Annotated in this window: 18 protein-coding genes and 1 pseudogene; 12 read left to right on the top strand and 7 right to left on the bottom strand. The window is 63.5% G+C overall.

What is annotated here, in order from left to right; genetic code table 11:
* Nucleotides 1–23 precede the first annotated feature (23 nt).
* From RCO31_RS28710 to RCO31_RS28695, 4 genes are all read right to left on the bottom strand, one after another.
* The gene (locus tag RCO31_RS28710) at nt 24–1,109 is read right to left on the bottom strand and encodes a hypothetical protein (protein WP_308971736.1); all 1,086 of its coding nucleotides are present in this window, start codon (nt 1,107–1,109) and stop codon (nt 24–26) included.
* Nucleotides 1,045–2,916: a winged helix-turn-helix domain-containing protein gene (locus RCO31_RS28705; RefSeq protein WP_308971735.1), complete on the bottom strand. Its 1,872-nt coding sequence runs from the start codon at nt 2,914–2,916 to the stop codon at nt 1,045–1,047. The genes RCO31_RS28710 and RCO31_RS28705 overlap by 65 nt, the downstream gene beginning before the upstream one ends.
* 376 nt (nt 2,917–3,292) lie before the next feature.
* The gene (locus RCO31_RS28700; protein ID WP_145641645.1) at nt 3,293–3,526 is read right to left on the bottom strand and encodes a hypothetical protein; all 234 of its coding nucleotides are present in this window, start codon (nt 3,524–3,526) and stop codon (nt 3,293–3,295) included.
* A 266-nt stretch (nt 3,527–3,792) separates the two neighbouring features.
* The gene (locus tag RCO31_RS28695; protein WP_145641643.1) at nt 3,793–4,035 is read right to left on the bottom strand and encodes a hypothetical protein; all 243 of its coding nucleotides are present in this window, start codon (nt 4,033–4,035) and stop codon (nt 3,793–3,795) included.
* Nucleotides 4,036–4,349: 314 nt separating this feature from the next.
* Between RCO31_RS28695 and RCO31_RS28690 the strand changes: the two genes are divergently transcribed.
* Together RCO31_RS28690 and RCO31_RS28685 are read left to right on the top strand one after the other, a co-directional pair.
* Nucleotides 4,350–4,631, top strand: a complete 282-nt coding sequence (locus RCO31_RS28690) for a hypothetical protein (RefSeq protein WP_145641641.1) — start codon at nt 4,350–4,352, stop codon at nt 4,629–4,631.
* Nucleotides 4,632–4,749: 118 nt separating this feature from the next.
* Nucleotides 4,750–7,605 carry a winged helix-turn-helix domain-containing protein gene (locus RCO31_RS28685; RefSeq protein WP_145641638.1) on the top strand — a complete coding sequence of 952 codons (2,856 nt, stop codon included), beginning with the start codon at nt 4,750–4,752 and terminating at the stop codon, nt 7,603–7,605.
* Nucleotides 7,606–7,616: 11 nt separating this feature from the next.
* On the opposite strand, the gene RCO31_RS28680 is transcribed toward RCO31_RS28685, so the two are convergent.
* Entirely contained in the window at nt 7,617–10,520 is a 2,904-nt protein-coding gene (locus tag RCO31_RS28680; protein ID WP_145641637.1) for a winged helix-turn-helix domain-containing protein, read from the bottom strand.
* Between the two features lie 204 nt (nt 10,521–10,724).
* On the bottom strand, nt 10,725–11,606 hold the full coding sequence (locus RCO31_RS28675) for an SDR family NAD(P)-dependent oxidoreductase (protein ID WP_145641635.1): 882 nt from the start codon (nt 11,604–11,606) through the stop codon (nt 10,725–10,727).
* Nucleotides 11,607–11,980: 374 nt separating this feature from the next.
* Here RCO31_RS28675 and RCO31_RS28670 point away from each other — a divergent pair, with 374 nt between their 5' ends.
* The 10 genes from RCO31_RS28670 (at nt 11,981) to cydB (ending at nt 21,847) form a co-directional block, all read left to right on the top strand.
* Entirely contained in the window at nt 11,981–13,033 is a 1,053-nt protein-coding gene (locus RCO31_RS28670; RefSeq protein ID WP_145641633.1) for a catalase family peroxidase, read from the top strand.
* Nucleotides 13,030–13,617: a cytochrome b gene (locus RCO31_RS28665; RefSeq protein WP_145641630.1), complete on the top strand. Its 588-nt coding sequence runs from the start codon at nt 13,030–13,032 to the stop codon at nt 13,615–13,617. The genes RCO31_RS28670 and RCO31_RS28665 overlap by 4 nt, the downstream gene beginning before the upstream one ends.
* Nucleotides 13,618–13,650: 33 nt before the next feature.
* Entirely contained in the window at nt 13,651–14,151 is a 501-nt protein-coding gene (locus RCO31_RS28660; protein WP_167520749.1) for a Dps family protein, read from the top strand.
* A gap of 139 nt (nt 14,152–14,290) precedes the next feature.
* The gene (gene fdhD, locus RCO31_RS28655; RefSeq protein WP_145641626.1) at nt 14,291–15,127 is read left to right on the top strand and encodes a formate dehydrogenase accessory sulfurtransferase FdhD; all 837 of its coding nucleotides are present in this window, start codon (nt 14,291–14,293) and stop codon (nt 15,125–15,127) included.
* 23 nt (nt 15,128–15,150) lie between these two features.
* The gene (locus RCO31_RS28650; protein ID WP_231088625.1) at nt 15,151–15,813 is read left to right on the top strand and encodes a YoaK family protein; all 663 of its coding nucleotides are present in this window, start codon (nt 15,151–15,153) and stop codon (nt 15,811–15,813) included.
* A gap of 179 nt (nt 15,814–15,992) precedes the next feature.
* A complete protein-coding gene (gene fumC / locus RCO31_RS28645; protein ID WP_145641621.1) occupies nt 15,993–17,429 on the top strand; it encodes a class II fumarate hydratase in 1,437 nt (478 codons plus the stop codon).
* A 13-nt stretch (nt 17,430–17,442) separates the two neighbouring features.
* Nucleotides 17,443–17,847 (top strand): hypothetical protein, encoded by a 405-nt coding sequence (locus RCO31_RS28640; protein ID WP_145641619.1) that lies wholly within the window; start codon nt 17,443–17,445, stop codon nt 17,845–17,847.
* A 41-nt stretch (nt 17,848–17,888) separates the two neighbouring features.
* Nucleotides 17,889–19,427, top strand: coding sequence for a malate dehydrogenase (quinone) (mqo, locus tag RCO31_RS28635; RefSeq protein WP_145641617.1), 1,539 nt, complete (start codon nt 17,889–17,891; stop codon nt 19,425–19,427).
* A gap of 15 nt (nt 19,428–19,442) precedes the next feature.
* Nucleotides 19,443–20,858 carry a cytochrome ubiquinol oxidase subunit I gene (locus tag RCO31_RS28630; protein WP_145641615.1) on the top strand — a complete coding sequence of 472 codons (1,416 nt, stop codon included), beginning with the start codon at nt 19,443–19,445 and terminating at the stop codon, nt 20,856–20,858.
* A 2-nt stretch (nt 20,859–20,860) separates the two neighbouring features.
* Nucleotides 20,861–21,847 carry a cytochrome d ubiquinol oxidase subunit II gene (cydB, locus tag RCO31_RS28625; RefSeq protein WP_145641613.1) on the top strand — a complete coding sequence of 329 codons (987 nt, stop codon included), beginning with the start codon at nt 20,861–20,863 and terminating at the stop codon, nt 21,845–21,847.
* 109 nt (nt 21,848–21,956) lie between these two features.
* Here the strand turns inward: cydB and RCO31_RS28620 are convergent.
* Nucleotides 21,957–23,203: pseudogene (locus RCO31_RS28620) on the bottom strand (oxalate decarboxylase family bicupin).
* Nucleotides 23,204–23,225: the final 22 nt, after the last annotated feature.

Genomic DNA, 23,225 nt, shown 5'->3' with positions numbered 1-23,225 from the left:
GGATTAGGAGAGGAAGGCTTGGGCTAGTGGCAGGTGCCGGAGGCAGGCCGGTCGCCGCCACGTGTCGTCGCCGGGCTTGCAACGAGGCCCCGCGCGAATGCGAGCGCGGGGAGATCGACATCTCGATCGAATTGCGCGCTGATCGGGCCGACGAGGTCGAGCGCGGTCTGCTGACGATCCGATCCCGCCATGATCCTTGCCCAGGCGGCCGCGATCTTCAACTCGTAAAAGCGGCACCGTTGCTCTCTGGCAACGGAGAGCCCTTCGGCGAACAGCAGGTCCGACCGGGAAAGATCGAGCGGAGCATCAGCCAGCAGGACTTCGCCCTTGATCCGCAGCAGATCCGCAAGGCACCACAATTGCCGGCCTTGTCGGGCGATGTTCAAGGCATCTTCAACGACAGCCAGCGCCTGCACAGCTTCGCCACTCGCGAGCAGGCCTTCGGCGAGCGATCCGAGAAATTCTGGATTGCGCATCAACCATCCGTTCTCGGCCCGCGCCTTCAGTCCGCTTCGCAGCAACGATATCCCATCGTCGTACTGACCTTGCAGGACGAGCAGCTGCCCCTTCAGGCACGACGTCCAGCTGTTCCAGAAAGCTATTCCCTCGCGGGTCACGAGTTCAAGGAGGGACGAGATCGCCTGATCGGCAGCGGCGAGATCATGCGTCATGAGAGCGATCGGGCAGACGGCGTTTCGCAATGCGTAGGCGATCGCGAGTTTGTCTTTCTCCCGCTCCGCGTCCTCTAGACATTCGGCCGCAAGAGCTCTGCTCTGCGCGACCTTTCCCTGTAGCAGCAGGACGCGGGCCAACATGGCCTTGGCCAGAACGCTCTGGTTGAGCAGGAACCACATCTGGTTCGGGCCGTCCTTCAGTCCATGGGCCTCGTGATCTAGGGACAGGGTGAGCTCCCGCCTTGCATCCTCCTGCGCGCCGCAAAAATGGGTGGCGGCGCCGATCAGGCGGCGACCTACGGTCTCGTTGGCGGGATTTCCTGTGCGCAGCGCGATCTCGAGGTATCGCTCGCCGACCGCTTTGGCGGAGTCATACTGGCCCGAGTTGAGATTGTAGCTCCACAGCGTCCACACGGCCTTGAGCTGAAAGCTCAAGGTCGGACAGCTCTTCGGCGAGCACGAGACCAATATTGAGGGCCGCCTTCATGCGGTCGGCAGAGCCGGTCGTGTTGAGAAGCGCGAATCCCAATGCGACGTGGAGCTGTGCCTTGAGCCTCGGATTGCAGGTCACCCCAGGGCCGAGATGGACGAGGGCGTGCTCGATCCGGCTCGAGCACTCGACGAAGGACAGCAGATGCATCCACACCGGAACGAAGCCGGCTGTCAGCTCGACTCCGAGCGTGGTATCGCCATCAGGTGCGAAGGCCCAGTCGAGCGCGGCATGCACGTTCTCGATCTCCTGGGCCAGGCGGGACACATCGTCAGCGGTTGGGGAGGTGCCCCCGAGCGGCGCAACGAGCTGCCTCAGGAAACCCGCATGCCGTCGCGAAACTTGCGCTAGGAATCCTGCTTCCGCCAGCTTCTCCAAGGCATAAGCGCGCGTGGTCTCGAGCAGGCGCCATCGCCCCTCGAACGATGGATCAAGCGAGACCAGAGATTTGCCGACGAGGTTGAACAACGTCTCGATGACGTCCGACCGTGACAGGTCATCGTCCATCATGGCAATGGCCGCGTCCAGCGTGAAGCCGGCCGGAAGCACAGCGAGCCGGCAAAGCAGCCTCTGCTCCTCGGGCAACAACAGATCGTAGCTCCAGTCCAGCGTCGCTCGCAGGGTCTGGTGCCGCGGCAGCTGGTCGCGACGACCGCTGTTCAGGAGCTCGAAGCGCCGGTCCAGGCGGCTCAACACGGTATCCACCCCGAGGTTCGCGACCCGGGCCGCGGCGAACTCAAGCGCGAGCGGAATTCCGTCGAGCCGCCGACAGACGGCGGCGATTTTCAGCAGATCGCTGGCGTCGGGAACGAAGCTTGCCCGCAATGCCCGCGTCCGAGTGACGAAGAGCTGCACCGCGCTTTCCCGAAGAACCAAATCGGGATCCAGGACGTCCGGTCCGGGAACCGACAGCGGCGGTATGGCTGCAACATATTCGCCGTCGATACGCAGTCCTTCCCGGCTGGTTGCAAGGACGGTAACATTCGGACAATAGCGCAGCACGGCGCTGGCGATCTGCGCGGCCACGTCGATGACATGCTCGCAATTGTCGAGCACGAGCAGCAGGCGTCGCGAGCCGATGGCCTGGGCGATGCTCGCGGGCGAAACGCACTTGTCGCTCAGAGCGAGCTTCAGGGTCCGGGCCGTTGCAGAGATCGCGAGCGCGGGATCCTGCAAGGTCGCGAGCTCGACCAGCGCGACGGAATCGTCGAACGACGATGCGACGCGCCGCGCAAGTTCGATGGCGAGCTTGGTCTTTCCGATGCCTCCAGGGCCGACGAGAGTCACGGCGCGGTAGGCGGAGAGGATATCGATCAACTCGCTCAGAGAATCCTCGCGACCGATCAGAGGTGCGCGCGCATTCGGCAGGTTGCTCGAAAAAGACGAGGCGGCCGGAGCGGATATCGTTGCGGCTGCGGAGTGATCCGGGCGTCCGCTTCGCCAGCTTCCGGCGAGAGTATATCCTCGGCCCGAAACCGTCTTGAGGAGATCGCGATCCCTGCCGAGCGCCTTGCGGACCGCGAAGATATGGACCTGGAGCGTGTTGTCCTCGACGATCTGGCCCGACCAGACGCTTCCGATCAATTCATCCTTGGTCACCAAGAGACCGGCCGAATCCGCCAGCTTTTCGAGAAGCTCGAACGCGCGGCTGCCGATCGGCACCACGACGGTGTCGTGTCTCAGCTCCCTGCGCTGGCAATCGATAAGCCAGTTTCCGAAAGCGTAGGTTCGATTGGCCGCCGAATACGACATAGGGATCCGCGGATCAGATTCACCGTCGTGATGCCAAGACAGTCATGGTTTTCCGAAAAACACCGTCTCTTGGCAATATTTTGAAAGCATGACTATGCCTCGGTCTCCTACAGGGCAGGCAGTCGACCTGTCAAGAAGACCTTCGCCGTCCTCGGGACCGCCATCGACGGCGCAGATGTCCTCGGCTAGCCACTGGCGAGATGAGTTGCCGACGATCGATTGCCGCGGCGCTCTCGGGCCGACTGGAAGAATCTCACTGCATGACGGCGCGCATCCTTCTTTCCGGCGACATCGAATCCGCGAAGCGCTGAGAGGAGAACCCTCGTCTCAGCGCTGTCGCTTGACTTGCAGCCAAGTGTTCGTCCGGTCGACTGGCTCAGTAACCGGAGGTCGGCTCGCACGGAGGCCGGCGCCAGGGAGCGGTCGCGTACGCACCAACGTCGGGGGCGTGAACGCAGCTGCGCTTTGACGTGACCGGCACGCGCTGGACCGATGCATAGGAATCGACATTCGCGCGACGTGTGTTTTCGCTGCCTTCGCGAGCCATCGCGGGGGATGCAATCAGGGCCGCAACGGCCAGTCCGGCCGACAAGAGCTTCAGAGTGGTCATTTCATGTCTCCTTGATAAAGCGACGCCGGGAACGCCTCGGCTCGCTCGTCAGACATGTGCGTGCGCGTGCGGGATCAGCAGTATCAATCGAACGATCATTTTCGCCTTTGCACGAAGTCGTGGTGGTGGCTCGGTCAACAGTCGTTTCTGCGCGGTCGCCAAGGTGCGAGACCGGTGGGGTGCGCCGCTTGGCGCGGACGCACTCCGTGCACGTTCTCGGGCGGGCGTTATCACCTGCGTGCGCAGGCCGCCCGCTCTTCGCTCGCTCATCGATGCCAGTGCCGGACGTAAGGGTGCGCTGCTCCGAACACCGGCGCGGCGCCGCCGGGCCGCTCCAGGCCCATTCGTCCTGCCGGCGTCAGCGCGCCGCCGTTGAGCACGTCGCGATCCGGATACATTGATGCAAATGCGGCGGGCTCCTGGTCGGCGAATGACCAGGCCGCGGAGGCCGAGGATATCGTTGCCGTCGAGATCAGCGCGACGGCGATCATGGTCTTGAATACGTTCATGGCGATTCTCCATTGCTCGTGAGATGCGGAGAGTCGCTTGGCGATGATGGCTGCTCGGCCGGTGACGTTTCCGAAATTGTCTTTGCCGAGTCATATAGGCAATCCGGCTGGAAAACCCTGCCCGAAACGCATCACTCTTGCGAGAAGGCGAGCAGGGAAAACAGGAATGCACGCGGATTACCGAGAAGTGGTGGTGCGTTCTCGACATCGAATCCTGTCACTTTTGTCATGATCGTTCGCACGATCGTGCATGGTCGAATCAATCGCAACGCCCACTTGAGAGTGCAGGTCATACAACATGCGGAGTGTAAGCCATGAGATTGCTCTCCTTCCTCTGCGTCGTAGCTTGTCTCGGACTGTCGGGAGCAGCATCTGCCCGCGGCGGCATGGGATCGCATATGTCGATGGCACGCGGCGGCGCGCTCGGTACGAGTGCCGCGACGCCTGGGACGAACTCGCTCGGCACTGCACTTCCCTCGTCGGAGGGGAGCGATCATGCGATGAAGCGGCCTCTGCTCGGCACGGACGCGACCATCGACAAGGACGACGCCCGCCTCGAGAAAATGCTGGAAGGAGCGATCTGCCGCGGCTGCTGAAGGGTGAGGCGTACGAGAGGAACCCGGGGCAGGCGCTCTTCCGGCTGGCAAACTGTGTCTCCTGGAAGGATGGTGATAGACTGCACGCAAGTCCAATGAACCATTCGGGGCCGTGCCAATGATGGCTGAGTCGGGCCAACGTCCCGTTTACACCTGCTCGGAATGGGAGATCGATCTTGCCAGGCGCGAATTGCGCGCGCAGGGTGAGGTCGTTCCTCTGGGCGGGCGCGCCTTTGAGATTCTTGCGGAATTGGTTCGGGCCGAAGGCGATCTGGTCACCAAGAACGATTTGGCCGAGCGTGTCTGGCGGGGCGTTTTTGTCGAGGAGAGCGCACTTCGGGTGCACATCGCCGCGATCCGAAGAGCCTTTGGCGCGGACCGCGACATGCTCGCAACCGACGTCGGACGCGGATATCGCCTGCTGGGGTCATGGCAGATCCGCCAGACGGATGCGCCGCTACAATCTTCAGCATCCCAACAATTGCGCTCGACCAACATTCCGAATGCATCGTTCGATCTAATCGGCCGGGCCACCGCCATCGCACATCTATGGGAGCTTCTTTCGGCCTATCGGGTCGTGACCCTCGTCGGGCCTGGCGGCATCGGCAAGACGGCGCTTGCATTGGAAGCCGCCAGAACGGCGCCGCCCGGCTTTGCTGCGGATCGGCTGCTGGTCGAGCTTGCCTCGCTGCCCGATCCCAAGCTGGTTTGCTCGGCCGTCGCCAGCGTGCTCGGAATCAAGCTCGAAGGCGAGGACATCTCGCCGGAGGCGGTCGCACGTGCGATCGGCGTGCGGCAGCTGTTGCTCATTCTCGACAATTGCGAGCATGTCGTCGATGCGGTGGCTCAACTGGCCGACGCGATCGTCAGCCGCTCTCCCGGGACCACTATCGTTGCGACCAGTCGCGAAGCGCTGCGCATCGACGGCGAGCACGTCTATCGCGTTCCTCCTCTGGACGTGCCGCCCGAATCCCGACTGGGATACGGCGGCGCATCTGCTTACACCGCCGTGGAATTGTTCATGACGAGGGCGAGGGCGCTCGGTTCGAACTTTGCGCCGGATGAGGAAAATCTCGGAGCCGTTGCCTCCATTTGCCGGCGGCTCGACGGAATTCCGCTCGCGATCGAGTTCGCGGCGGCGCGCGCGGTGATGTTGAGTCCAGCGAAGATTGCCGTGCTTCTGGACGACAGGTTCAAGTTCCTGACGACCGGCCGTCGGACGGCGCTACCCAGGCAGCAAACCCTTCGCGCGACGCTCGACTGGAGCTACGACCTGCTGCCGGAGATGGAGGCGCGCATCCTGCGGCAGCTCGGCGTCTTCGCCGGAGAGTTTTCGCTCGAAGCGGCGATCGTGGTGGCCGGCGAGGGCATTGGCGAGTTGACGGGTCGGCTGGCCGGTCTGGTGGCCAAGTCGCTCGTTCTTGCCGACATCGGCGGTGATCACCCTCAGTATCGGCTGCTGGATACCACGCGCGCCTACGCATTGGACAAGCTGCGCGCTTGCGGAGAGCTTGACGGCGCGGCGCGCCGTCTCGCTCGATATTATTGCGGCTTCCTTGCGCGAGCTGAAGCCGATAGCGAAGCCAAGCCGCAGGCGGAGTGGCTCAAGCTTTATGGTCGCCATATCGACAGCGTGCGATCGAGCCTCGATTGGGCCTTCTCGTCCGAGGGGGACGCGCAGATCGGAGTGGCGCTGACCGCGGCGGCGATCCCGCTATGGGTGCAGTTGTCTCTGCTTGCAGAATGCCGCGAGCGAACCGAGCTGGCGCTGGCTCATCTCGACGAGAGCGCGGCGAATGCGCGGCAGCTGCGCATGCAATTGTCGGCTGCGCGCGCCTGGTCGCTGATGTATGGCATTGGAAGGGCCCGGGAAGCGGGTCCTGCCTGGGTCGAAACTCTTGGGCTCGCCGAGCAGCTCGGCGACAATGATTATCTGCTGCGCTCGCTCTGGGGCCTTTGTATCGATCAGTTCAACAATGGCGAGTTTCGCAAGGCACTCGGTCTTGCGCGCCGTTTTGCGGATGTCGTGGCCGGATCGGGCAATTCGGTCGATCAGGTGATGGCAGAACGGCTCCTCGCCACCACGATGCATTATCTCGGTGATCAGCGGCTGGCGCACCGTCACATCGACCGGGCCTTGGCCCGTCTTTCCGATCTGACGGCAAAGCCGCAGGTCATCCGTTTCCGGTTCGATCCGCGCGCTTCGGCACATTACTTCCAGGCGCGCATCCTCTGGCTGCTCGGCTTCGCGGATCAGGCGCTGAGCGTGGTCGATCGCAACGTCGAGGAAGGTCGTACGAATGGTCATGCCCTGACGTTTTGCAGCGTGCTCGGACAGGGCGCTTGCCCGGTCGCCTTTCTCGCCGGTGATCTCGTCCTGGCGGAGCGCTATTGCACCATGCTGATCGAGCATACCGAACGTCATCCGATCCGGCTGTGGAGCGTCTGGGCGCGCGCCTTTAGGGGCATGGTGATGGCGCGCGGTGGCGACCTCGAGGCCGGCCTGTCCTTGCTACGCAAGGCGCTCGGCCTGGCGGGCGAGGCCCGATTTCTGCCACGCTTCCTGCTTCTCGTCGGGGAGCTAGCAGCATGTCTCGGAGAAGCCGGTGAGATTTCGCAAGGACTTGCGACCGTCGACGAGGCGCTGGCGCGATGCGAAGCACGTGACGAACGCTGGTATGTGGCGGAGCTCTTGCGCATCAAGGGCGAATTGCTGCTGCACGCCGGCGCGCATTTTTCCGCGGCAGCTGCCGAGCAGGCCTTTGACAAGGCGTCGGAGATGGCGCGCGGTCAGGGAGCGCTATTCTGGGAGCTGCGAACGGCGATCAGTCTGGCACAATTGCGGATAAGCCAGAGCCGGCCGGCCGACGCGCGGGATATTCTCGAGCCCGTGTACGGCAAGTTCACCGAGGGTTTCGAGATCGCCGATCTGCGCCGCGCGAGGACAATGATGGCGCAGCTGGCGCCCCAGTAGCTCGGGCGTCCTCACCAAGAGCCCGCAAGCCTGTCCGATCGGGAGAAGCGCAGCTCAGTGAGCAGATCCGAGGCTGTCTTGAGACTGCGCGTGCCAAATCCCTCGGTGAAACGGCCATACACGGGTGCAAGAAGTTCTTCTGCGTCTCGGTAGCGGCCTTGGCGCTGTCGTAGCCGCGCAAGCATGGTTGCCGTGCGCAGTTCGTAACCGAGCGCGCCTTGTTGGCGCGCCAATTCGAGCGATTGCGCGAGGTTCTGCTCCGCCTGCAACATGTCGGGCGTGGCCTTGCGGATCAGCGCCTCCGCCTTCACCCGCAGCATGTCGGGCATCTCCATCAGGAAGCCGCAACGCCCTGCCTGGGCAATGGCCTGGTTGATCGTGTCCAGCGCGGCCCCGCCTTGATTTGCCGCTACCAGGGCCGCAGCAAGCGGCACGCTCAACCCTGCGACCGCACCGAAACGGCGGTTCTGTAGCTTCTCGACCGAGCCCTTCAGCATCGCGAGACCCGGACCGGTCGTCCCGCGCGTCAGCAGCGCAATTCCTTTCATGGCTTCCGCGACGATCTCGAGCGTGGCGAGCTTGTGCGTACGGCTCTCGGCCAGAAGCCTGTCGATGGAATCTTCGTAACTTTCCAGCTCCTCATTCCAATAGAACACGTCGAACGCCCAGACCAGCGCCCGGCAAAGCATGGTGGGGTGGTCCATGGTGAGCGCGTCGGAAACAGCCTTTCGCGCGATTTCCACGGCTCGGTCGGGATATCCCTGGAGCCATAGAATACGGCCCAAAGTGATTGGTGCGCGGCCGGGATAGTCGAGCGTCGGCTCGCCACCGACGTCCTTCGTCGCGCCGAAACGCGACATCGCGGCCTCGATGTACGCACGGGAGGCGGCAAGTTCGCCGAGATAGTGACAGGAGATGCCAAGCGCCAAGTGCATGCGGGAAAGGGCCCCGGGATCGCCGCTCTCCAGTGCGATGCTCTCGCCTCTTCTGGCCGTCTTCAAGGCGTCGTGGAATTTCCCGGTGAGCAGTTGGAGCAGATGTAGCCGATCGATCAGCCGGACCTGCCCGGAGAGGTCGCCGATCTTCTCTGCCAGCGCAAGCGCGCGGTTGAGGCAGGTCATGGCCAGATCGTCGAATTGCCCGGTGAGTGTCCGGGCCGTTCCGAGTGCGGCGTAGAGTGCAAGGCTGCGCCTCGCGCTTTCGGCGGTTTCATCGAGGGCCTCGATGGCGCGCGCGGCCCAATGCTCGCATTCGGTCAGGAGCGACAGTTTGAAGAACAGGGGAATAGCTGCGGCCGTGAGCGCTATCCCGATGCCACGGTCGCCCCGATCCGAGAAGCACCATGCCAGAGCGCTTCGTACGTTACCGAACTGATCGGTTGCGGCCGGGAAGCCGTCTCTCGCCGCGCCATCCGTGTTCTCGAGCAGCGCGAGAAAGTAGGCGGCATGGCGCCGCGCCATCTCATCGGCGTCGTTTTGGGCGGCGAGCCTCTCCTGGCCGTAGACCCGGGTGGCGTCCAGGAGCCGATAACGGGTCAATTGCGGGTCGACACTCGACGCAAGCATCGACTTGGCGACGAGGCTGTCGATGATGGCCAGGATGGCGTCATCGTCCTTTGCGGTCGCGACGATCGCCTGCGCGGCGTCCAAGCTGAAGCTTCCGACGAACACGGACAGCCGGTCGAGAACCTCGCGCTCCGCTTCGGAAAGGAGATTGTAGCTCCATTCGATGGTTGCACGCAGCGTGCGGTGACGAGGCAGGGCGGTCCGCCGCCCCTCCCAGAGCAGATTGAAGTGCTCGTCGAGGAGCCGGACCATGGCGCCGGCGCCATATGCGCCGACATGGCCGGCGGTGAGCTCGATTGCAAGCGGAATGCCGTCGAGCCGGCGACAGAGGTTGCCGACATCCCAAGCGTTCGCATCCGTCAGCGCGAACTCGCTCCCTCCGGACGTCGCACGCTCGACGAAGAGTTCGATTGCGGGATAGGCGAGCGCGCTTGCAGCGGTCAGACTGGCCTTCTCCGGAGGACTTGCCAGTGGCAGAAGGCGGTGGGCATGTTCGCCCTCGACGCGCAACAGCTCCCGGCTGGTGGCGAGGATGTGCAACTCTGGCGCCTCCTGGAAGAGTTGCTCAGCCAGCGCAGCCGCCGCGTCGATGACATGCTCGCAGCAATCCAGAATGAGCAGCATGTGCCTCCCGCGCAGGAGACTTGCAAGTCCTGCCGAGGGATCGTTCGATCGGGCCGGCAACCCGAACGAAGCTGCGGTGACGGCAGGCACGAGGACAGCATCGCAATTCTCGCCCAGGCTGACGAAGTGGACCTGACCTGCAAACTCGGCGAGCAGGGCGTAGCCGACCGAAACGGCCGCCGTCGTCTTGCCGATGCCACCTGGCCCGACCACGGTGACGAAACGCTGAGCTCTCAATCGTTCGGATATCTCTCGGATGGTTTGCTCGCGTCCCACCATGTGCCGGGGATGCGCCGGCAGGTTGTGGGCATAAGGAAGACCGGACGGCTCCGGCTGTGTCTCGTCGGGCTTAGAGATCGACCCGACGAAGCAATAGCCCTGCCCGGAGACGGTGCTCAGATAGCGGTCGCCGGCATGACCGTCTCCGAGCGCCTTGCGAAGCGCTGCGATGTGAACACGCAGGCTGTTCTCGTCGACACTGGAGTGGGGCCACGCTCTGGCCATCAGATCGCTCTTGCTGACGACCGTTCCTGCATGCCGGATCAGCGTGAGCAGGATGTCGAAGGCCCGAGCCGACAGCTGAACCTGCTCGCCATTCCTTGCGATTCGCCGCTGCTCGGCGTCGAGGCGAAAGGGGCCGAAGACGAAAGTCTCCCGAGCAGCCTCCTCTTGGACAGAGGAGCCGGCAGTGGCCGTGCCATTTTTGCTTTGCCAGCGGGAGGCCATTCTAGGAATTTCAACCCGACAAACGACTCGCATTCCAGAACTTGGGAGCCCACCAGGACTTATGGACGTCGTGGCAGGCTCGAAATTAACATCGGGGTCATATCGGGGTAAAGAATGGCCATACGGCGGATGTCACGTTCTTCTCGGGAGCTTTCGCACTTTCAGCCATTGATGCGGCGATATGTCACTCAACGGCGTACGGTTCTAGCCGATAATCGCCGGCGAGAGCACGTCCTCCAGTCCGACCCGGCGCAGCAATTCAGCGCGCGCGCGGTCGGCGACGGCGTCGACGGCCGCCGCGCCATCGTCATCGGGCCCGATATGAACCCTCAACGGCCGCTGCCCGAACGGCATGTTCACGACGTCGGCGATGGCTTTCGCGACGTCTTGTGGAGCACGGTCCCTCGGGGAGGGTTGCGCCAGTCCTGCGAGCGCTGTCTCGGTCACATCGGCGGTCGGTCCATCGGCGTATTCCTCGGCGCGAACGGTGTCCGTCGGCCGGCCGGAGCGAACGTAGTGGCCCGGTCCGAGAGCGCTGGGGACGACGATGCTCGTCTCGATCCCCCATCGCGCGAGTTCGCCGGCATAACCGATTGCGAGCGCATCCATGGCGGCTTTCGACGACGCATAGGCGCCGAGGAAGGGCACTGATCCGCCGCGTGCGCAGCTCGACGTGACCCATATCAGCAGGCCCTGGCCCTGTTTGCGCAACTGCGGCAATGCCGCCCGATTGAGGCGCTGCGCGCTCAGCACGTTGATATCGAAGAGCTCGGCGAGTTGCTCCGCCGTAAAGGCTTCCGTCGGCCCGTAGAGCACCTGTCTCGCATTGTGTACGATCACGTCGAGGCGATCGTGTTCGGCGATGATGGCTTCGATGGCCGCGTCCACGGAGGCTTCCGAGGAGACATCGAACTCGATGGTACGAAGCTCAGCGGCCCTTGCGCCGGCCTTGCCGAGGCCATGTGCGCCTTGGTTGCCCGCTTCCCGCATCGAGACGTAGACTGTGTGCCCCGCCTGCGCCAGTTCCTCGCAGCAGCTTCGTCCGATGTTGTTTGCGGCTCCCGTGACGACGATCACTTTGTTCATTGCATCCTCAATCCTATTCCAGCCTTCGCGAAGATGGCCGCGCCGCTGCGACGTGACCGTCGTCAGACGAGCGTTGCGACCGTTGCGCGAAGAACATCCGACTTAGGGCGAGGCGCACGACCGGTCTTTCGAGCGTTACAGGCAATTTTCACAAAGCACGAAATATTTCCAGAACGCCCGAACGAGGGCGCAGGCCGCCAGTTCACCCGCGCAAGCAGGAAGAGCCGAGTAGAACGAGGCGTGCCTTCGCGAAATTGGCGTTGAGTTTAAGAAGATCGGAGCCCCAGCGGCCCGCTAGAACACCTTCTGGTTACTCGACAATGCGGCCGTGCCGCTCTGATCGCCGGGCGATTTGCGGCTCGCAAGGAGACTGAATGAATCTACCAGGCAAACTACCGCGGTCTAGCCTCGGGTCGCTCGTATTGATTGCGACGATCATGGGCGGTGGGGCAGCTGCGTTCGCGTACACTGCAGGATGGCTCTCGCCTGGTCGCCTAACGCCGGAACGGATGATTGAGGCGCTGACGCCGCCGGGCGGACCGCCGCTCGGATACCGGCGAAACCACGCCAAGGGAATCTGCTTCACCGGCACATTCGAGGCCAATGGAAACGGCGTGGAGCTCTCCCGGGCAAGGGTCTTCGCAAGGGGGCAATACGCGGCTCTGGGCCGCTTCAATCTCGGCACCCCCAATCCGAACGCGGTGGATGCGACCGTGCGGGTGCGCGGCCTCGGTCTTCAGATCACGGCAAATGGCGAAGTCTGGCGGATGGCGATGATCAATCCGCCGTTCTTTGCTGTCTCCACGCCCCAGGCCTTCCACGATCTGCTGATCGCGTCCGGCAAGAAGGATCCGGACGCGATGAAGGCGTTCATTCAGGCAAATCCGGAGTTCGGCCATTTTGCGGCTTGGGCCAAGACGGCGCCATGGACCGGCAGCTATGCGGAAGAACCTTATCATGGTCTCAATAGCTTCATTTTCACGGACGCGAAGGGTGGCGATCACGCCGTGCGTTGGTCGCTTCTGCCGGCGGCAAGACCCGTTCCGATTTCGCAGGCCGACCTCGAAAAGCGCGGCCCGGATTATCTCGAGCCGGAGATCGCGGAGCGTGTTCGGACAACCGGTCCGCTGCGATGGACCATGGTCACGACCGTCGCCGATCCCGGTGATCCGACTGCAGACCCGAGCAAAGCCTGGCCGGAAACCCGCCGCAAGGTGGAGGTCGGAACGCTGATCGTGCAACGGATCGAACCGGAGCGAGATGGACCATGCCGCGACATCAACTTCGATCCGACCGTCCTGCCCGAGGGAATCCGGGTGTCCGACGATCCGTTCCCGGCCGCGCGCTCATCGGTCTATCGCAAATCCTATGATTTGCGTGCTGCCGAGGCCAAGAACTATCCGCGCACCGGAGCCGCAAAGCCATGACTGACGTTCCTCACCGTTTCACGCTGGCCCAGCGGCTCCTGCACTGGCTGATGGCGGTCTGCATCCTCGCCATGCTTTTCATTGGTGCAGGGATGGTCTCGACCGTTGCACCAAAATATCTGCCGCTGATCCTCATCCACAAGACGCTCGGCGTCACCTTGCTGGCTCTCGTTCTGATCAGGCTGGCGCTGCGGCTGTATTACGGCGCACCATCATTGCCGGACGATCTTCCGAGAGCCATGAAGTTGGGTGCAAGATCGTCGCATCTTCTGCTGTATGGGTTCATGATCATCATGCCGTTGCTCGGCCTCGGCATGCTCTGGGCAGCGTCCTACCCGGTCGTTCTCTATGGCGGCGTCGAAATCCCTGCGCTGCTGCCGCAGAGCGACCGCGGGCACACGCTGCTCTGGAACGCCCATGTCTATCTGGGCTTCGCATTCTTCGCTCTCGTGCTGCTGCATCTGGCGGCGGGGCTGTTTCACGCGTTGGTTCGGCGCGACGGCGTGTTCGCAACGATATCGCTTGTGCGCGTACGGGACAGAACCACGGCCGGCGAACGATCCCTCGGGCCTCGCCGCGACTAAGAATTTTTCAACCTCCAAGCAAGGATGCCGACCATGACCAAAGCCGACCTTCAGACACCGACCGATCTCGGCACGAATGCGAACCGGGACGTTCCAGCCGCGTTGAGAGCGCTGCTCGCCGACGTCTTCGCTCTCTACCTGAAGACCAAGAACTTCCACTGGCACGTCTCCGGCCGCCACTTCCGCGACTACCACCTGATGCTCGACGAGCAGGCCGAGCAGATCTTCGCGATGACCGACGAGATCGCTGAACGCGCCCGCAAGATCGGCGGCACCACCCTGCGCTCAATCGGGCACATCGCCCGCGAGCAACGCATTCTCGACAATGACGCCGACTATGTCGATCCGCAGGACATGCTTGCTGAGCTGCGCAGCGACAACCAACAGCTGACGCGGGAGATGCGCCGGGTTCACGAGCTCTGCGATGAATACGGCGATGTCGCCACCGCAAGCCTCCTGGAAAACTGGATCGACGAGACCGAGCGGCGCATCTGGTTCCTGTACGAGACCGGCCGTATCGGTCCGAGTTCGTAAGCGCAAGATATGCCGTTCGGCCGGGAAACGGGTGGAGGATGAGCAGCGTCTCGGAGCCTCGGCCAGATGCCGGCATAAAGTTCGAGCGTCTGCTGCTTCAGTTCGTCACGACCAAGGCTATTTCGCAACGGTGTGAGCCATGATGGCGGGTTCGACTGCTAAGCGGTATCGGGAGATCGCCTGGCGCAACGGTGAGACGCGGTCGAGCTCGCGCCTGGTCGCGGAAGAGACCGCGATTGCGCTCACCTATAACGGATCGACCCATGCGGTAATGATGGGCACCCCGGGCGATCTCGAGGATTTCGGTATCGGCTTCAGCCTCACCGAAGCTATCGTCGAACGCGCGAGCGAGATCAGGAGCATCGAGCTGGTTCCGAACGATCTGGGTGTTGAGGTCCGGATGTGGCTCGATGGCGACCGCGCGGCGTCCCTGGCGGCGCGGCGCCGCGCCATCAGCGGGCCCGTCGGATGCGGGCTGTGCGGCATCGAGAGCCTCGAACAGGCGTGCCGTGCACCGTCGCAAGTCGCGGGCCCGAGTGTCGCCTTTCACGCGCGGGACTTGCTTGGCGCCATGCAGGCGTTGTCTCCGCTCCAGGTCCTGAACCGGCAGACGCGTTCCGTCCATGCGGCCGCCTTCTGGCATCCCCGCTCCGGCATCGGCTTGGTGCGGGAGGATGTCGGCCGGCACAATGCGCTCGACAAGCTCGCCGGTGCGATGGCCCGCGAGGGACGATCGGCGGGCGATGGCGCCGTGCTGCTGACCAGCCGCGTATCGGTCGAGATGGTACAGAAGGCGGCGATGATCGGCGCGCCGGTCCTCGTGGCCGTGTCCGCTCCGACCGCGCTCGCCATCCGGACCGCGGAGGAGGCGGGCATCACGCTGCTCGCGATCGCCCGCGATGACGGATACGGCGTATTCACGCATGTGCGTCGCGTTCTGCTGCCCGAAGAGGCCGCACAGCGCGCCTTCGCCTGAACCTGCGGCTGGATGACATGGCGATGCACGCCGTATCTCCAGCGCCCGCCGCCGAGACGAAGACTGGCGTCGATGCGCCGGAGCGATCGTTGCTCGTCGCCTTCCTCCTGACCCTGTCGGGGGGCTTTCTCGACGCCTTTACCTGGCTCTCGCTCGGCGGCGTATTTGCAAGTTCGCAGACCGGCAATGTCGCCTTCCTCGGCATCGACGCCATGTCGGGACAGTGGCGGCAGGCGGTCCACCATCTCCTTCCGATCGTCGCGTTTCTGCTCGGCGCTTCGCTGGCGATTCGCATCCGGGCGCCGCTACGCTGCCTCGTCGGAGAGATCGTCTGCCTTACGGTTGCGATGCTGCTGCTCCATCGAATCCCGGAGATGGCCACCATCCCAGCGATCTCTTTCGGCGTCGCGCTGCGGTCGGCCAGTTTCAGGCAGGTCGAGCGCTGGCAAATTCTCACCGTCACCGTCACGGGCGACATGCTCCGTGCCATCGACCAGTCCGTTGCAACGTCCAATCGTGACGCCGCGCGCGGCACGTGGATCATGTTTCTGCTCTGTCTGATGTTTTTGATGGGAGCGGCCCTCGGCTGTTGCGCAGCGAAGTGGATGGGCGCGTGGAGCCTCGTGCTGCCGATCACATCGTCGATGAGCGTGCTCTGGCTGTGCCGCCGGCCACGCCGAAGCTGAACCGTTCCTGTCTAGGACATCGACATGCAATGCGGGGTCGAGCGCTGAACGCTGGAAGCGTTCACCATGCCATTCGACAAAAGGACGTTCGTTCGCGGAAGCAGGTGAACGGCACGGTCCGTAGGCTCTTGGGCAGAGCTGGAAGGCAATTTCAACGTCAATTGCAACGAGAGGCAAGGATGAACGACCTCCGCAAAGAGACAGACAGCCTTGGTGAAGTCGAGGTGCCGGCGGACAGGCTCTGGGGCGCACAGACGCAGCGCTCGCTCGAACATTTCAGCATCGGCAAGGATCTGATGCCGCGCGAAATGATCCAGTCCTATGCGATCCTGAAGAAAGCGGCGGCGAATGCCAATTGCGCCGGCGGCCGTCTCGACGGCAAGCTCCACAAGCTGATCGTCCACGTCTGCGATGAGATTCTCGCCGGCCAGCATCACGACATGTTTCCGCTTCACGTCTGGATGACGGGCAGCGGCACGCAATTCAACATGAACGTGAACGAGGTGATCTCGAACCGCTGTTGCCAGCTTGCCGGCACGCCGCTCGGGAGCAAGCGTCCCGTTCATCCGAACGATCACGTCAACATGTCGCAATCGTCGAACGACAGCTTTCCGTCGGCGATGTACATCGCGGCCGCGATGAACGTGACCCAGCGCCTCGTGCCCGCCGTCGCGGCGTTGCATGACGCGATCGCGGTGAAGTCGAGCCAGTGGGGTGATATCGTGAAGATCGGCCGGACCCACATGCAGGATGCGACGCCGCTGACGTTGGGACAGGAATGGTCCGGTTATGCCGGCATGCTCGCTGACGATCTGGCGCGCATCGACGACGCGCTCAAGGGCGTACTCCGCCTCGCGCTCGGCGGTACGGCGGTCGGCACCGGAATCAATTCGGCACCGGGCTTCGCCGAAGCCGCTGCTGCCGAGATCGCGCGGCTGACAGAGCTGCCATTCATCAGCGCGCCCAACAAGTTCGCCGTGCAGGGCGCACATGATGCGCTGGTGCAACTCTCCGGCACGCTTCGTACACTCGCCGGATCGCTCTACAAGATCGCCAACGACATCCGCCTGATGTCCTGCGGTCCGCGTGCGGGTTTTGCCGAGCTGCTGATACCGGAGAACGAGCCCGGCTCGTCGATCATGCCGGGTAAGGTCAATCCAACGCAGGCCGAAGCGCTGACGATGATCGCCGTGCAGGTGATGGCGAACGACGTTGCCGTCGGGTTCGGCGGTGCCTGCGGTTATCTCGAGATGAACGTCTACAAGCCGCTGATCATCCACAACATCGCGCAGTCCGTCACCATCCTCACCGACGGCTGTACGAATTTCCGCAAGTTCCTGGTCGAAGGCACGGAGCCGAATTGCAAGAAGATCAAGGAGTATGTCGAGCGGTCGCTGATGCTCGTGACCGCGCTGGCTCCGGTGATCGGCTACGACAAGGCGTCGAGGATCGCGCATTTCGCCATGGACCAAGATCTCACGCTGAAGTCGGCGGCGCTCAAGCTCGGTTTCGTGACCGAGCCGGAGTTCGACCGCATCGTGGATCCCACCAAGATGGTCACACCCTATGTGGCCGAGATCGAGGCGCCACACGCAATCGGCGCAAAGGCCGGCTGAAAGGAGAGAAACGATGATCCGTTGTGTACGTCTATGGACCGGAGAGGACGGCAATTCACATTTCGAGGAAGGCGTCATCGAGCTCGCGCCCGGCCAGCGCGGCGATTTTCTCACCGGCAAGATCGATGCGACCAGCGTGTCCTTCCAGGAGACCGAATCGGGCGGCGCGTTTTCCTGGCACACCGCGCCGATCCGCCAATTGGTGATCACGCTGAGCGGAACGCTCGATTTCCAGACGCGCGACGGACATCACTTCCTGATCCATCCCGGCAACATCCTGCTCGCCGAGGACACTGCGGGATCGGGGCACAGCTGGAAACTGACGGACGATTCGTCCTGGCGCCGCGCCTATGTGGTGCTGCGACCGGGAGCCGAGGTGCCGTTCCGCGCCAAGGCGCGGCAATCGGCGCGGGCCTGATCCGGCAATCCGAACAACAACATCCAACGAAGAGAAACGCCATGCAAGTGACTTCCGACCACGAAACCGACGTCGTGCTCATCGGTGCAGGCATTATGAGCTCCACACTCGGCGTCCTGCTCAAGGAGCTGGAGCCGTCGCTCACGATCCAGATGCTCGAGATGCTGGACGATTGCGCGCTGGAAAGCTCGGACTCCTGGAACAATGCGGGCACCGGGCACGCCGCAAATTGCGAGATGAACTACACGCCGCAACGCCCCGACGGCTCCGTCGACATCTCCAAGGCGCTGGAGGTCAATGTCGAGTTCGACCTGTCCCGGCAGTTCTGGTCCTACCTGATCGAGAAGGGCGCGATCGCCGATCCGCGGGCCTTCATCCATCCGGTGCCGCATATGAGCTTCGTGCATGGCGCAGAGAATGTCGCATTCCTGCGGAAGCGGTTCGCGGCGATGTCCTCCCATCATTGCTATGAGGGCATGGAGCATACCGAGGACCCCCGGCAGATCGCCGAATGGGCGCCGCTGGTGATGGACGGCCGCAGCGGCGATGAGCCGGTTGCCGCAACGCGCATCATTTCCGGTACCGACGTCGACTACGGCGCGCTGACTCATCTGCTGGTTGGTCACCTCGTCAGCCAGCCCGGCTGCGCCGTGCACTACAAGAGCTGCGTCACCAATCTCGTGCGCGAGCAGGGTGGCCGCTGGCGGATCGAGGTGCGCGACATCGAAAGCGGAGAGACGCGCTCGGTCCTCGCGAAGTTCGTCTTCATCGGCGCCGGCGGCGGTGCGCTGCCACTGCTGGAGAAATCAGGCATCCCGGAGGGACGCGGCTATGGCGGCTTTCCCGTCAGCGGGATCTGGCTGCGTTGCGACGACCCCGCGATCAACGAGCGCCACCACGCCAAGGTCTACGGCAAGGCCGCGGTCGGCTCGCCGCCGATGTCGGTGCCGCATCTGGACACGCGCGTGATCGGCGGCCGGCGCTCGCTGCTGTTCGGGCCCTATGCGGGTTTCTCGAGCAAGTTCCTCAAGCACGGCTCGCTGCTGGACCTGTTCGAATCCATCCGTCCCGCCAACGTCGAGCCGTTGCTCTCGGTGGCGCGCGACAATTTCGATCTCACCGAATATCTGGTCGGGCAGGTGTTGCAGTCCGAGAATCACCGTCTTGCGGCGCTCGATGAATATTTCCCGAAGGCCGATCCGAAGGATTGGCGGTTGCAGGTCGCAGGCCAGCGCGTCCAGATCATAAAGCCCGACGTCAAGCGGGGCGGACTGCTCGAATTCGGCACCGAGCTCGTCGGTGCCGAGGATCACTCGCTGGTGGCCCTGCTTGGGGCATCGCCGGGCGCCTCCACCGCGGCGTTCATCGCCATCAGCGTGCTGGAGAAGTGCTTCGCCGGAGAGCTGACCGCAAGCGCCTGGTTGCCGAAGCTGAAGAAGATCGTCCCGTCCTATGGCGCGTCGCTGATCGATGATGCGGAGTTCTGCCGCCAGATCCGCTCGGCCACAGCGGCAGTGCTCGAGATCGCCGACATCCAGCATCCGGCCGAGCGCACGCCGCTGGCCGTGAAACGAGCCTGAGACAGGGGGACTCCGATGGACCCGACGGCGCTTCTCCTGTCGCGGCTGCAATTTGCCTTCACCATCTCGTTTCACATCATCTTCCCGGCTTTCACCATCGGGCTTGCCGCATGGCTCACGGTGCTGGAGGCGATGCACCTCCATAGCGGCAAGCCGGTCTACCGGACCCTGTTCGAGTTCTGGCTCAAGATCTTCGGCGTCGCCTTCGGCATGGGCGTGGTGTCGGGCGTCGTGATGGGCTTCCAGTTCGGGACGAACTGGAGCGTGCTCTCGAAGATGTCCGGGCCGATCCAGGGACCGCTTCTGGCCTACGAGACGTTCACGGCCTTCATGCTGGAGGCGAGCTTCTTCGGCATCCTCATTTTCGGGCGGACCAGGGTGCCGCCCTGGTTCTACCTGTTCTCGACCGCCATGGTAGCGCTTGGCACCACGCTGTCGGCGTTCTGGATCATGGTCAACAACAGCTGGATGCAGGTGCCGACCGGCTACGTCATGCAAAATGGGCAGTTCGTGCCCGACGATTGGATGCAGATCATCTTCAACAGGGTGGTCTGGGTCAGGTTTCCGCACATGCTGCTCGCATCATACCTGACGGGTGCGTTCTGCGTCGCGGCGACGGGAGCGTGGTACTTGTTGCGGCGGACCTATCGCGCCGAGGCGCATGTGATGCTGCGCATGGGTCTTGCGCTCGCGGCGGTGCTGCTTCCCGTGCAGCTCTTCATCGGGCATCTCGTCGGCGACTACGTCCACGATTATCAGCCGGCCAAGTTTGCCGCGATCGAGGCCCGCTGGCACGACGAGCAGCCTGCTTCGGAGGTGCTGATTGCGATCCCCGACTCCAGCACCGAGTCGAACAAATATGCGATCTCGATTCCAGTGCTCGGGAGCATCATCGGCAGCATGAGCCTGAGCTCGAAGGAGGTCGGCCTGACCAGCTTTCCGCCGCAGGACCGGCCGCCGGTGGCAATCCCGTTCTTCGCCTTCCGTATTATGGTCGGTTGCGGCCTCCTGATGTTAGGTGTTGCTTGGCTTGGCACCTGGCTCAGCTTCAAGCATCGCCTCGAGCGAAACCGCCTGCTGCTCTGGGGCATTTTCCTGAGCTTTCCGCTGCCCTGGATCGCGATCCTCACCGGCTGGTACACCGCGGAAGTGGGGCGCCAGCCGTGGACGGTCTACGGAGTGCTGCGCACCGCAGACGCGGTGACGCCGTTCCTGACGGCGGCCGCGGCGACGACGTCGCTGATCATGTTCGTCGCGGTCTACGCCTTCATCTTCTCGTTCGGGACCTACTACATCTACCGGCTGTTGCGCGCCGGTCCGGCGGGGCTCGACGATAAGGTCGTGCATGCGCCCGCCATGCCCAACCGGCCGATGTCGCTTGCTGACCGGCCGCTGCTTCCGGGCGGCAACTGCGCTCAGGCTGGAGAATGACCATGGTGACGTTCTGGGTTGCTCTGCTGGCTATCAGCATCCTGATCTACCTTCTGCTCGACGGCTTCGATCTCGGCGTCGGAATATTGTTTCTGCTGCCGAACAGCGAAGCACGCCGGCAGGCCATGCTGGGCGCGATCGCGCCGTTCTGGGATGGCAACGAGACCTGGCTCGTAGTGACGGGTGTAGTTCTGTGGGGTGCGTTTCCGGTCGTGTATGCGACGGTGCTCTCGGCTTTCTACATCCCCGTCATCTTCATGCTGCTGGGGCTGATCCTGCGCGGGGTTGCGTTCGAATTCCGCGCCAAGTCGCAGCGCTCACGCTGGATCTGGGATCTCGGCTTCGGCGGCGGCTCGCTGGTCGCGACCTTCATGCAAGGCGTGATGGTCGGCGCGCTCGTGCAGGGGCTGCCGATCATCGACGGCCAGTACGCCGGCGGCGTATTCGGCTGGTTGAGCGGGTTCTCGGTGCTATGCGGCATCGGCCTGTGCCTCGGCTATGCGCTGCTTGGGGCCTGCTGGCTGGTGCGCAAGCGCGACGGCGCGGTTCGCGACCTGGCGCGGAGCCAGATTCCGGTCTTGGCGACCGGCGTTCTGCTGTTCCTGATCCTCGTCTTCGCTCACGCGCTGTTGCAGCACCTGCCGATCCTGCACCGCTGGATCGAGCGGCCTTATCTGTTCGTCTTTCCGGCGATCGGTGCGGGGGCTGCCTGCATGCTCGCCTCCAGCATTCTGCGGCACGATGATTATTGGCCATTCCACATGGTCTCGCTGATCTTCTTGTCGGCGTTCGGGACGCTGGCGCTCTCGTTCTGGCCCTACATGGTTCCCTTCGCCATCACCGTCGACGAAGCCGCTGCACCTCATGCCAGCCTCGCCTTCATGTTCTGGGGAGCGGGCCTCGTCGTCTTCCCGCTGATGCTGATCTACGTCGCGATCGGCTTCCGCGTCTTCAAGGGCAAGTTCGATTCGGAATCGGTCCGCTATTGACCGTCAGAAGCAGGACAACGTGCAAAGCCGCCATTGCGGCGGCTTGATCCGAGCGACAGGCATCTTCCAACAGGCAAAGAAAAAGGCGCCGGTTCCGGCGCCTTTTCATTCAGGTCTTTGGCATGACGCCCGGACTGGTGTCCGGCCATTGCGCGATCAGCTTCTCGTCGATGTTGAGGTGCTGGGCGACCAGCCTCGGCGGCGTATGCGCCAGCCAGTTGGAGAGCGAGACTTCCTCGTAGCGCGGGGCGCGGAAGACACCGACGAACTGCACGTCGGTATCGCCGACGTTCTCGACGTAGTGACCGAGGTTGCGCGGGACGTAGCCGATATCGCCCGCGGAGAAATCCGTCGTGCGTGCGTTGGGTCCGGTATCGAACACCGTCATCCGCGCCTGGCCCGAGATGTAGTATTGCCATTCGTCCGCGTTCGGATGCCAGTGCATCTCCCGGACCGCGCCCGGAGGCATCGTCACCAGCGCCGCCGCAACCGTGGTTGCCACCTTGAAGTTGCTGCTGTCGGCGATCCGGATGCTTCCCGCTGCGCTCTCCTTGAGCGGAGCCGAGCTGCCCAGCGAGTAGACGAAGGGGTAGGGCGGTGCTTCGGCGTGTCTGCGACGGCGGCACGATCTGCTGCGAGATCGCCGGGGACCGTGCCCTGGAAGATCCAGAGATTGTGCAGCGGAATCTTGCCGAAGGTTTCGGCCGGCACGCCGAAGTTCTTGCTCAGCACCTCCGGCGGCGTGTGGGCGAGCCAGTCCGTCACCAGCAGCGTATTGAACTCGTTGGCGTGGCCATCGTCGAAGCAGATCACGAACTCGCAGCCGTCGGGACCAAGCCCTTGCAGGGAGTGGGGCGCGCCGGGCGGGAAGTACCAGAGGTCGCCGGCCTTGAGATCGGCCACATACGGCCGCCCCTGGACGTCGAGCACGGTGATGCGGCAGCCGCCGTAGGTCATGATTGCCCATTCGGCTGCCTGATGCCAATGCAGCTCGCGGATGCCTCCGGCGGACAGCCGCATGTTGACGCCGGAGATCTCCTTCGAGATCGCGAAGTCGACGACCGTGACCTGGCGGGCCCAGCCGCCGTTCTGGATGCGCCTGGGTGCGTTGTTGAACGAGGCCCAGTTCATCGGCAGGCCGCCGACATCGGTCGCCGGCGGCGTCTGCGCCGAGGGGAATTGCTTCGCAAGAGCCGGATTTTGCGGTCCGGGATCGCTCAGGCTGCTGGCGTTCTTGGTATTGATCGCACCTTGCGGCGGCTCGTCCGGATTGCCGAAGGTCGCGCCTTGCGCACCCGAGCTGACCATTGCAGCACCCGCGGCCGACATGGCCAGCAATTCTCGTCGTGAAAACATGTTGGTCGCTCCTCAATGCATG

The sequence above is a fragment of the Bradyrhizobium sp. LHD-71 genome, from assembly GCF_031157255.1.
Classification (GTDB): Bacteria; Pseudomonadota; Alphaproteobacteria; order Rhizobiales; family Xanthobacteraceae; genus P52-10.
Note: the sequence above shows the minus strand (reverse complement) of the source record. Positions and strands in the feature narration are given on the sequence as shown.

Coding starts and splice junctions, on each gene's coding strand:
- RCO31_RS28705 (WP_308971735.1), bottom strand. CDS start 2,916: ATGTCGTATTCGGCGGCCAATCGAACCTACGCTTTCGGAAACTGGCTT.
- RCO31_RS28700 (WP_145641645.1), bottom strand. CDS start 3,526: ATGACCACTCTGAAGCTCTTGTCGGCCGGACTGGCCGTTGCGGCCCTG.
- RCO31_RS28695 (WP_145641643.1), bottom strand. CDS start 4,035: ATGAACGTATTCAAGACCATGATCGCCGTCGCGCTGATCTCGACGGCA.
- RCO31_RS28690 (WP_145641641.1), top strand. CDS start 4,350: ATGAGATTGCTCTCCTTCCTCTGCGTCGTAGCTTGTCTCGGACTGTCG.
- RCO31_RS28685 (WP_145641638.1), top strand. CDS start 4,750: ATGATGGCTGAGTCGGGCCAACGTCCCGTTTACACCTGCTCGGAATGG.
- RCO31_RS28680 (WP_145641637.1), bottom strand. CDS start 10,520: ATGGCCTCCCGCTGGCAAAGCAAAAATGGCACGGCCACTGCCGGCTCC.
- RCO31_RS28675 (WP_145641635.1), bottom strand. CDS start 11,606: ATGAACAAAGTGATCGTCGTCACGGGAGCCGCAAACAACATCGGACGA.
- RCO31_RS28670 (WP_145641633.1), top strand. CDS start 11,981: ATGAATCTACCAGGCAAACTACCGCGGTCTAGCCTCGGGTCGCTCGTA.
- RCO31_RS28665 (WP_145641630.1), top strand. CDS start 13,030: ATGACTGACGTTCCTCACCGTTTCACGCTGGCCCAGCGGCTCCTGCAC.
- RCO31_RS28660 (WP_167520749.1), top strand. CDS start 13,651: ATGACCAAAGCCGACCTTCAGACACCGACCGATCTCGGCACGAATGCG.
- fdhD (WP_145641626.1), top strand. CDS start 14,291: ATGATGGCGGGTTCGACTGCTAAGCGGTATCGGGAGATCGCCTGGCGC.
- RCO31_RS28650 (WP_231088625.1), top strand. CDS start 15,151: ATGCACGCCGTATCTCCAGCGCCCGCCGCCGAGACGAAGACTGGCGTC.
- fumC (WP_145641621.1), top strand. CDS start 15,993: ATGAACGACCTCCGCAAAGAGACAGACAGCCTTGGTGAAGTCGAGGTG.
- RCO31_RS28640 (WP_145641619.1), top strand. CDS start 17,443: ATGATCCGTTGTGTACGTCTATGGACCGGAGAGGACGGCAATTCACAT.
- mqo (WP_145641617.1), top strand. CDS start 17,889: ATGCAAGTGACTTCCGACCACGAAACCGACGTCGTGCTCATCGGTGCA.
- RCO31_RS28630 (WP_145641615.1), top strand. CDS start 19,443: ATGGACCCGACGGCGCTTCTCCTGTCGCGGCTGCAATTTGCCTTCACC.
- cydB (WP_145641613.1), top strand. CDS start 20,861: ATGGTGACGTTCTGGGTTGCTCTGCTGGCTATCAGCATCCTGATCTAC.